3 protein-coding genes are annotated in these 5,381 nt (G+C 63.3%); all 3 read right to left on the bottom strand.

Translation table 11 applies throughout. The features are described 5' to 3' along the window. Positions 1–402: sortase domain-bontaining protein (locus tag ABX74_RS08510; protein ID WP_047888636.1), on the bottom strand; the 402-nt coding region annotated here is incomplete at its 3' end. 66 nt (positions 403–468) lie between these two features. Further along, a complete protein-coding gene (locus ABX74_RS30355; protein ID WP_003945342.1) occupies positions 469–612 on the bottom strand; it encodes a hypothetical protein in 144 nt (47 codons plus the stop codon). Positions 613–740: 128 nt separating this feature from the next. After that, positions 741–5,381 (bottom strand): DUF5979 domain-containing protein (locus tag ABX74_RS08505; RefSeq protein ID WP_223257861.1); only part of this gene is annotated, 4,641 nt, incomplete at its 5' end.

Raw genomic sequence — 5,381 nt, 5'->3', positions numbered from 1 at the left:
ATTGCGGTGCCCGGCGAGCGCGAAGTTTCCGGCTTCGCCGGGCATCTGCGAGTCCGGGTAGTGGCCGGGGCCGGCCCGCAGGTCCTCGTTGCGTGTGCCCTCGACGATTGCGTACGCGGCGCCGAGTGTGGGGAAATGCACGCGCGCGAATCCCTCGCCGAGCACAGGGATCAGCGGGGACACCGGCTGACCGTCGATCGCTCCTGAGGCTTCGGGGACTTCGGCCCAGGATTCCTCCAGACTGTTGTTGAGCTCGTCCTGCAGCCGCCCTGAGACGATATTGGTCCAGAACGCCTCATAGATGACGAACAGCAGGATGACGACCCCGGCCGTGAGGAGCAGTTCGCCGATTACCTGGCCTGCGCCCGGCCGCCGACGCCCTGGAACTTTGGTATCGCTCACGGACCGGGGTCTCCTCTTCACAGATCTACCGAGCTAGCCGATGTGTCGAATTGGTGCCGTATCGAACTAGCTGCCCGCGTTGATCGTGGCGCTTCCGGTACCGCCGAGGAGATCGTAAAGGAGTACGGACAGGCGACCGAGGCCGTCGATCGCGGCAGAACCAGTGGTCTCGATGCCTTCGATGACGATCGGGAACGGGAGGAATGACATGGTGTTTCTCCTTCGAGGGGCGGGCCGCGGGGGCGGCCGCGAGATAGATACGTCGTGACGGTGAAACAGGGCGGGGGCGACCAGGCGTAGGTCGCCACCCGCCCTGTTTCGGTATTCCTGGTTGGGAGTTACTCCCGGCCGGGTGCACGCTTGCGGTTACGCAGGGTGAGCCATGCGCCACCGCCGATCAGCGCCAGCGCCAGACCGGCGAGCCAGATGACGTTCGCGCCGGTTACCGGCAGGGACGATGACTGGTCCGGTTTGGTCTGAGCAGGATTTCCCGGAGCAGGCGTGCCCGGAGCACCGTTGTGTCCACCACCGTTGTTGCCGGGAGTGTTGTTGCCGGGAGTCGACACGTCGGTGCCTGGTCCTCCGGGTACCTCAGAGCCCGGCCACGTCGGGATTTCCCACGGCGGCAGCGGGATCGGGATCGGGATGATGATCAGCCCATTGCTGCTGGTTTTGTTCTCGAGTCCCAGGACCACCGACTTGTTTGCTTCGCCGGTGAGCTTGACGGAAGTTGCGGTCGGTTCGCCGTCGATATTCGAGACGTCCGCCTTGCCTTCCTTGACGCCCCAGATCACTTCACCCCACTTGACGTTGGTGACGTCAGTGTGAGCACCGGTTTCTGTGAAAGTGATGTCGGTGTTCAGCGGGAACTGGACCCGGCCGTCGATGACGGCTGCGTCGCACTGGGCGGTCGGAGTGACCGAAGCGCCCGGTCTGACATCGAGAACACAAGACCGCGCCTCATTGTCGATGTCCGTCCACGTAGCCGTGACCTGGAAGATCGTGGATCCGTCCTTGACCACCTGGCCGCCCTTGGGGCCGGTCACGATCTTGTCGATATCCACCTCGGTGGTCGGGATCGGGCGGTTGTGGATCTCCACCACAGCCTTCTCACCAGCTACCGCCTTGACGGTGTCGCGGTATTCGGCGTCACCGGCATCCGCGGACACGTAGTAATACGGCCGCGCCCAGTCGATACCGGCCAGGGGCTTGGGGTCGACCTCGGAGAAGGTGATCACGGTGTTCCGCGGCACAACCTCGTCGGACGTCCAGCTCCAGTCGTTTTCGGCATCGAGGGTGATGGTCTGGCCCACTGCCGGGAAATCGGTTCCGGCGGGGAGCGCCGGATCGATTCCGTCGATACGGACCTCAAACGTCGCGCTGTCAGGCAGGTCGGCCTCGGGGGCGCGGACGGGGTTGCCGTCAGCGTCGAGGATGAACTTCGTGAATTCGACCGATCCGAATTTCCACAGCGCCTCGTTCGACAGCGTGATCAGTCGACCGTCGGTCGGGTCGTCGGAGACTATGCCGGTCGCGGCGCCGTCGAGGTTCGAATGCAGCCACGATTCGCCTTCCGGGCTGGTTCCCCAGGAGATCGTGCCCCACTCGACTCCGTCGACATCGGGACGGCCGGTCTCGGTGAAGGTCACCTCGGTGCCGACGGGGAGGTCGACGCCGAGCGGTGTGGTCTGTCCCTGCTTGACGCTCAGCACCTGGGTGCGGTATTCCACACCGTCGCGCCAACGCGCCTCGACCGTGAACTCCACGTCGTCGCCGATGGCCTCGGCGGCCTCACCGCCGACCTGCTTTGCGATGCGCAGAGTGCCGTCGTTGACGTCGACGAAGTTCGACACCTCGATCTTGCGCAGATCCTTGCCGATGGTCACCACGGCTGCGTTGTCCGGATTGATCCTGACATTCCCGGAGTATGCGGGCACGCCATATGCGAGACCGTCACCGTTTGCCGGAACCAGCTCTGTCAGTGTGACTTCGGTGCCACCGGGCAGGTTCTCGCCGAACGGAACCGCGGTGCCGTCGGACGGAAGTGAGAGTGTCTTGCTCTGCGGTTTGTCGTCCGTATCGAGCCAGGTTGCGATCACGTCGAAGCTCGCCGGTACGGCCTTGTCGAACGCCTTCGGGCCCGTGAGTTTCTTGCTCACTTCGAAGGTGCCTTGCGTGATCGTGGCCTCGTTGGTGACGGAGACCGTGTTCGCCGACGCATCGGTGCCGATGGTGAGCATTTTCGGGTTGATCACCGGCTCCGACCAGGTCACGAGGTCGGTGTTCATCGGTTGGACCTCGGTGAAGGTGACTTTCGCTCCGATGGGCAACTTGCCCAGGTCGTAGTGCTGACCGTCCTTCAGAGTGAATTGACGCAACTCGTTGCCGGCGGCGTCGTCACCAAAGGCGATCTCTGCGTTGACGACGAAGGCCTCGAGTCCCGTGCGCGCTCCGTCACCGATGACGGACTTGGTGATCCTCGCCGATCCCAGACTCGCTTTGTTGAGCAGTGTGACACCGACATTGCTCTTCGGCGTGATGGTCACCAGCGCCTCGGTGCGGTCCCCGTTGAGCGTCACACCCTCTGACGGGCGGAACGTCCCTCTATCGAAATACACACCGTCAACGGTGGGGAGGTTGATCTCGGACAGTCGGATCTGCCAGCCGGTTCCGCGGGGGTTGATCCCACTGACCGGTGTCCCGTCAGCCTTCACCTTGATCTCGTAGGAGCTCACCGGGGCGTCGGTCGCTGGGTTTTGCCCGGGGGCGAACTCCTCGACTTTCACGGTGAACTCGGTGTCTTGCGGGAATTTCTCGGAGAAGGGAGCGATCTCCTTCAGAAGCGAGAACGAGCCCCGTGACACACCTTGGCCGGTGCCGCCGCCGCCCCATTCCTGCTTGACACTCTGCGTCGACTGAGTCTTGCCGTTGTAGAAGACCGAGTTCCCGTAAACCGTGCCGCGCTGATCCAGCCCACCGCTGCTGGTGCAGAGGGTGTATTCGACGTAATAGCGTGTCTCACGGTTGTAGTCGCCCGCGTCCTTCGGGAGGGTGATGGCAATCCCGTTGTCGCCGCTGCGTGTGACCGTGGTGCCCGCGGTGATGTCCGTCCCGCCCTCTTTTGCAAGGAAGTCGCCCGCGGTGACCTTGAAATTGAGGTCCTTCTTCAGATCGCCGCTGACATCACACACCGCCAAGCTGTCGGAGAACGTGTCGGTGATGACCGCCGGTGCGTCGAGGCCCTCGAGGGTGTGCCCGGAGACCTGCACCTTCCAGTCGATGGTCGTGCCGGCAGGCTGCTTCTCGCCCGCGACGTCCTTCGGTTCGGTGTTGAGCGTGCCGGTCTTGCCGCCCTCGAACTTGGGCCCCGTCACCGAAGCGTCTTTGGAGATGCCGTTGACGACCGCCGTATTGGTGAACACATCAGAGGAGTCCGGCACCTCCTTCTCGATCACACAGGACCGGAACTTCACGTAGTAGTACTGCGTCGAGTCTTGCTTGATCTTTTCCTTCGGCGTGATGGTCATGCTGAAGGATTGGGCACTCGCCGTGGCACCGGAAGCGTCGATGTCGAACTCGGAGGTGACGTTGACGTGGTTGGTTGTTTCACCGTTCAGCCCGGGTAGACGGTTCGCGCGCCAGACCGTCGGGACGAGGCCGCCCTCGCAGACCTCGTGATTGGCGCCGAGAGTCTCCTTGATGATGACTTTCTGGTCGGGGAGGCTCGCGATGAAAGTGCCCGGAAGCGTTATGCTCCAGTCGATCTCGCTGTACCGGGTGCCCCCGGCCCAACCGCCGGACTTCGACGGCCCGGTCTGTGGCGACCAATCCTGGCCGACGCCTGCCGCGCCTACGGTGTTCCCGCCGATGGTCACGGAGTTGTCGTAGACGGTGCCCGTGTTGTCCACTTCGCCGCTGGTTGTGCACGAGGTGTACTCGATGCGGTAGAGCTTGTTTCTTTCGAAGGGGCCGCCGTTGTCGAGCGCGATGCTGACTGGATCCCCAGCGGCACTCTGGGTGACGGTGACGCCGCCTGCGACCGGCTTGAGATCGCCCGGGCGACCGGACCACAGCTTCGCGTTGAGCAGGCTGCCTGCACACACCTTCATGTTGTCGGAGAGCTTGTCGCTCAGGGTCACCGAACCGGTGTTGCCTGCGTCCAACTTGGCCAGATCGGCGCCGGGGATGTCGATGGTCCACCGCACTGACTGCTTGTTGTCCTGGAGTTTGCCGGACTTCGTCGACTCGCCGATTACGCGGCCGTCGGTGATGCCGCCCGTGCCGGGCAGGTCGACCGGCGTGACCTTGTTGTTGATCGTGAAATCCACAGTCTCTGACGTGGTGTACTCGACTGCCTTCGTGTAGACGAAGAAATCGCCCTTCACCTCGTCCGGCCGATCCGCCACAGCGTCGGAGAGCACGCAGGTCATGAGATTGGTGGAAGCAGCCAGATCGCATGTGCCCCAAACCGTCCCATCGTCGCCCTCCAGCGCGATCGTCGGGTTGGACTGAAGCTTCAGCTCGCCAGGGAATTCAATGGTGAACTGGTCGCCCGGCTGCGGGCTCGCGCTTGACGCGTCCCAAGTGCCCTTCACGGTGACGGAGTCCCCGACCGTAATCTGCTGGCCGTTCTTTCCCTCGACCTGGACGTCGGTGATTTTCACATCGATGCCGGGATTGACTCCGCGTGCGGCCAGTCGCTGCGCCGCCACAGAAGTCGTAGACGGGGGCGCTGTGGATGTGATCGGCGGTTTCGCAGAAGTGGGTGACTCCGACGTGGAAGTAGGCGGCGCCGTCGTTTTCAGTGGCGCCTCCGTCGTAGTCGCGGGCGGCTTCGTTGTGGTCGGAACTGTGGTGGTCGGAACTGTGGTGGTCGAGGTCCCGATGTCATCTGCCGAGGCAACTTGGACGAATGAGAACGACGATATGACCAGCGCCAGGACCGCAACAATCATCCCCAACCCCGCCCACCGAGACAC

The organism is Rhodococcus sp. ARP2 (assembly GCF_001029585.1).
Classification (GTDB): Bacteria; Actinomycetota; Actinomycetes; order Mycobacteriales; family Mycobacteriaceae; genus Rhodococcus_F; species Rhodococcus_F erythropolis.
This window is presented reverse-complemented; position numbering and strand designations above follow the sequence as displayed.